Annotated in this window: 2 protein-coding genes; both read left to right on the top strand. The window is 68.6% G+C overall.

Annotation, left to right across the window (positions count from 1 at the left end; all coding sequences use genetic code 11):
• The coding region (locus KIT86_RS24485) for a calcium-binding EGF-like domain-containing protein (protein WP_297403252.1) at nt 1-2532 on the top strand (2532 nt) is incomplete at its 5' end.
• Between the two features lie 342 nt (nt 2533-2874).
• Nucleotides 2875-3906, top strand: coding sequence for a hypothetical protein (locus tag KIT86_RS24490; protein WP_297403254.1), 1032 nt, complete (start codon nt 2875-2877; stop codon nt 3904-3906).
• Nucleotides 3907-4024 lie beyond the last annotated feature (118 nt).

The following is a 4024-nucleotide window of genomic DNA, read 5'->3' on the forward strand; positions in this document are numbered from 1 at the left end:
GACTACGACAAGTACTGGGGCAAGGACTGCGAGTCGGAGTGCGCGCAGGGCAACTGCGCCGAGAAGAACGAGAAGAACGTCCCCGTCAACGTGACGTGCCGGCAGAGCGACGGCAAGGACCGGAAGTGCACGCCGTGCAAGGCGGGCTTCTACGGGCCCGGCTGCGACGACGACTGCGGCAAGGGCAACTGCATCGGGCAGCACTACTGCGACCAGGACGGGTCGAACCGGCGGTGCGACGGGTACGCCTGCGTCGACGGCTTCTGGGGCAACGACTGCACGAAGACGTGCACGCTGGGGAACTGCGTCGGCGGGGTGAGCTGCCACAAGGCGGACGGCGAGGGACGCGACTGCACGGCCAAGGGATGCAAGGACGGCTTCTGGGGCATCGACTGCAGCCAGCAGTGCACGAACGAGGGCGGGTTCTGCGAGGGCACGATCCGGTGCGACCAGCTGACGGGCGGCAGCCGCGAGTGCCTGGGCTCGTGCAGGGCGGGCTACTGGGGTCGCGCGGATGTCCACCACGACGCCGTGTGCGACGTGCCGTGCGATCAGGGCAACTGCATCGGCCTGGTGACGTGCCGGGCGGCGGACGGGGCGATGCGTGTGTGCCAGTCGTGCAAGGCGGGCTTCTGGGGCAGCGACTGCAGCAACCCGTGCAACGTGAACTACGAGCAGTGCAACATCGTGAACGAGCAGAGCGTGACGTGCAACGTGGACGGGAGCGCGGCGCGGTGCAACAACGGGTGCAAGGGGAGCTACACGGGCGACGGGTGCTTCACGGAGACGGACTACTGCGCGTCGGGCAACCCGTGCCAGAACGGAGCGCGGTGCACGAGTGGACCGACGGGCGCGCTCTGCGTCTGCGTGGCGGGCTACTGGGACTCGACCTGCAACAGCCGGTGCAGCGACGCGAACTGCCTGCAGCCGGGGACGTGCAACCAGGCGGACGGGACGAATGTCGTGTGCGGGGCGTGCAAGGCGGGCTTCTTCGGCACGAACTGCACGCTGTCGTGCGTGCAGGGGAACTGCCAGGGCGCGGTGTCGTGCAACAAGGTGACGGGGAATGACCGCGTCTGCAGCGAGTGCGCGCCCGGGTACACGGGCACGGACTGCAGCGGGACGTGCGCGGGGGCGGAGAACTGCGTGGGGTCGCGCACGTGCCGGCAGGACGGCACGGGCCTGGCCTGCACGGGGTGCAAGGACGGCTTCTTCGGCAGCACGTGCACGACGGTGTGCGGGGCGAGCAGCAACTGCAAGGCGGGGACGGCGCGGTGCACGCTGGGCGGGACGGTGACGGCGTGCCCGCAAGGGTGCAAGGCCGGGTTCTACGGGGACCTGTGCCTGGATCAGTGCGCGCAGGGGAACTGCGTCGGGGCGGTGACGTGCAACCAGGGGACGGGCGGGAACCGGGTGTGCCAGGCGTGCAAGGAGGGCTTTGCGGGCAACGACTGCGGGACGACGTGTGCGGGGATGGAGAACTGCGACATGACGAAGACGCACACGTGCGACATGAGCGGGGCGAACCTGAAGTGCGAGGCGTGCCTGCCCGGCTGGTTCGGCGACGACTGCCACTCGCAGTCTGACCTGTGCTCGCCGAATCCGTGCCAGAACGGCGGGGTGTGCGAGAACCGGGACAACAAGATGACGTGCAAGTGTGCGCCCGGGTTCTACGGGGACAAGTGCCAGCAGCAGTGCACCAAGGGGAACTGCGCGGGGCAGGTGACGTGCGCGAGCGACGGGGGCAACCGCGAGTGCCAGGGGAACTGCGTGGCCGGGTTCTTCGAATCGGACTGCACGAAGGCGTGCAACACGTCGTCGCCCAACTGCGCGTCGGGGACGGTGACGTGCGACAAGAACGGGGGCAACAGCAAGTGCTCGGGGACGTGCGCGTCCGGGTTCTACGGGGACAACTGCGACAAGGCGTGCCCGCCGCTGAGCAACTGCGTCGGGCTGACGTGCGACAAGGCGACGGGTGCGAATCCGCGGTGCACGTCGTGCAAGGACAACGGGTGGTTCGGGACGGACTGCTCGAAGCCGTGCACGTCGAAGCTGGACAATGGCGGACGCCTGTGCGAGGGCGGCGCGACGTGCACGTTCCCGAACGGCGGCGATGCCCGATGCGTTGCCTGCCCGCTTGGTCTCGAGCTGCCGCGGTGCGACGTGTGCGGACAGCTCGATGGCGACGAAAGCATCTGCGACAACGGGGGCACGTGCGTGGTGGACACGGAGAGCCGGTCGTGGACGTGCTCGTGCGCGTCTGGCTGGACGGGCCGCAACTGCGACTCGTCGTCGTCGGGCAGCTCGAGCGGCGGCTCCGGGTCGAGCAGCAGCAACTCGGCGGCGATTGCGGCGGGCGTTGTGATCGGGTTTGTGGTGCTCATCGTGATCATCATCTTCCTGCTGTACCGCAAGAACGGCACGAGCCAGTCGTACTCGCCGCAGTCGAGCGGCAAGGCGGAGGCGGCGGCGCAGCCTGCCGGGATGGACAACCCGGTCTTCGAGCCCGAGAACAACTTTGACGAGTTCTAGCGCGCGGCGTGAGGGCGGCGGCCGACATGCGCGAGTCGTCCCCACGAATTCAGCTGGCGCGGCCTAGCTTGCCTCCATTGCGCAGCCGCGTCCATGTCTTTGGCCACCAAGCACTGATTGTCGTTCGAGGCGACCAGGTCGCTCTCGATTCTTGGTCCTCTGGACCTCGCCCGTGCGCTCGACAATGTCACAGCGAACAGGCGGCGGGCGGCGGACGATGGTGTTTGTCCGCGCGTGCAGTCGCGCCTCCGCACCGACCGCCGCCCGAGCGACCGCTGGAGGCTGCGTCGTCCGTTGTGGTCGAGGCGTCAGACGGTCGCGTCGGAGACGAGGACGAAGGCGGTGGCCCTGGACGCGCGCTCCCTCCTCAGCATGGAGGGCGACAGTGTGTTCGGGCCGAGTGTGCGGTACGGGGCCGCGAGGCCGATGGGCGGACACCCAAGCGAGGCGCAGGCGCTGGTGGCGACCCTGGCGGCCTCCACGTTCGACGGCTGGGCCCCGCCCCGCCCTCAGCAGGTGGCCGAGCCGGGCGACGGCCGCCGTTCTCAAGCACCGCCGCAGCCGGCGTGGACGGGACTCACGGTGCCCGCCGCGGTGCTGAACACGTGGTCGGAGGCGCGCGTCCAGCACTGGCTGCGCAGCCGGGGCTTCGGCGAGGACGTGGTCGAGACGTTTGCCAGCAACAGGATCGCGGGCCAGCACCTGCGGCACGTGTCGGAGGAGAATCTGCGGTCCATGGGCTTCACCGTGGCGGGCGAGCGGATGAGCCTGCTGCGCCAGCTGGCCATGCTCTGCGGGCAGACGTACGCCGACCAGCGGGCGGGGACGGGCGCCATTGTGGAGGCGAATCCCGCGACGAGGACCACGACCTGGTCTGCATCCGCCACGCCGACGCTGGCGCCCAGGGCGGCGACGCAGGGGGCAATACCCACCAACGATGGCTGCTGGCTCGTCACGATGATCACTTTGGTCATGGTGCAGTTGGGGTGCATGGTCTTCATCCCGGTCGCCGTCTCGAGCCACAATGGCGGACACGTGCAGATAGCGGTCGCAGCCGCGCTCGACCTCTTCGCAGTGCTCATGCTGTTCGGGTCGCTGAGGGAATGCATGAGGTACATTGCCATGCAGGCCGTGACCGCGCGTGGCGCCGGCTGGCCAACTTGGCGCGCCCTGCACCCGCGTGCACGCAGGCGGAAGAGTCCCATGGACGGCTTCTTAGGCCTGATGGTGGAAGTGGGCTGCGCCATCTTCTTCGTCACAGACGCCTTTGCGTGGGGGATGTACCGCTCGTCGAAGGACCTTGGCGTAGGCGCGCTCGTGGCGGCTGCCTCTGCAAGCGCCATTGTCTACCTGACAATCGTCAGGCGCTACTAGACGACAACAGAGCTTGTCCCGTCCAACAGCCGCCATCAGGCAGGCTCGCCACGTAGTGCGCGGGGCACCATCCAGCTCGCCCGCAACCCCGCTCGACTGCTGCGCGTCGCACTCGTTC

This window comes from Hydrogenophaga sp. (assembly GCF_026125825.1).
In the GTDB taxonomy this organism is placed as follows: domain Bacteria; phylum Pseudomonadota; class Gammaproteobacteria; order Burkholderiales; family Burkholderiaceae_C; genus Hydrogenophaga.